At 56.1% G+C, this 1,147-nt stretch carries 1 rRNA gene; it reads left to right on the top strand.

What is annotated here, in order from left to right:
• Positions 1–1,147: ribosomal RNA gene (locus JET16_RS29745) — 23S ribosomal RNA — on the top strand; the annotation flags it as partial.

Genomic DNA, 1,147 nt, shown 5'->3' with positions numbered 1-1,147 from the left:
GGGGGCCGCAGTGAAAAGGCCCAAGCGACTGTTTAGCAAAAACACAGGTCTGTGCGAAGCCGCAAGGCGAAGTATACGGGCTGACGCCTGCCCGGTGCTGGAAGGTTAAGAGGAGGGGTTAGCCGCAAGGCGAAGCTCTGAATTGAAGCCCCAGTAAACGGCGGCCGTAACTATAACGGTCCTAAGGTAGCGAAATTCCTTGTCAGGTAAATTCTGACCCGCACGAATGGCGTAACGACTTGGGCGCTGTCTCAACGAGAGATCCGGTGAAATTTTAGTACCTGTGAAGATGCAGGTTACCCGCGACGTGACGGAAAGACCCCATGGAGCTTTACTGCAACTTGATATTGGACTTGGGTACGATCTGTACAGGATAGGTGGGAGCCGTAGAAGCCGGTGCGCCAGCATCGGTGGAGGCGACGTTGGGATACCACCCTGATCGTGCCTGAGTTCTAACCTGGCACCGTGAATCCGGTGCGGGGACAGTGTCAGGCGGGCAGTTTGACTGGGGCGGTCGCCTCCTAAAGAGTAACGGAGGCGCCCCAAGGTTCCCTCAGAATGGTTGGAAATCATTCGCAGAGTGCAAAGGCAGAAGGGAGCTTGACTGCGAGACATACAGGTCGAGCAGGGACGAAAGTCGGGCTTAGTGATCCGGTGGTACCGAATGGAAGGGCCATCGCTCAACGGATAAAAGCTACCCTGGGGATAACAGGCTTATCTCCCCCAAGAGTCCACATCGACGGGGAGGTTTGGCACCTCGATGTCGGCTCATCGCATCCTGGGGCTGAAGTAGGTCCCAAGGGTTGGGCTGTTCGCCCATTAAAGCGGTACGCGAGCTGGGTTCAGAACGTCGTGAGACAGTTCGGTCCCTATCTGTCGCGGGCGTAGGAAATTTGCGAGGAGCTGTCCTTAGTACGAGAGGACCGGGATGGACGTACCGCTGGTGTACCAGTTGTTCCGCCAGGAGCATCGCTGGGTAGCCAAGTACGGAAGGGATAAGCGCTGAAAGCATCTAAGCGTGAAGCCCCCCTCCAGATGAGATTTCCCTGCTTGAAGACCCCTTGTAGACGACAAGGTTGATAGGTTCGAGGTGGAAGCGCAGCAATGCGTGCAGCTGACGAATACTAATCGGTCGAGGGCTTATCCA

The sequence above is a fragment of the Paenibacillus alkalitolerans genome, from assembly GCF_016482785.1.
GTDB lineage: Bacteria > Bacillota > Bacilli > Paenibacillales > YIM-B00363 > Paenibacillus_AE > Paenibacillus_AE alkalitolerans.
Note: the sequence above shows the minus strand (reverse complement) of the source record. Positions and strands in the feature narration are given on the sequence as shown.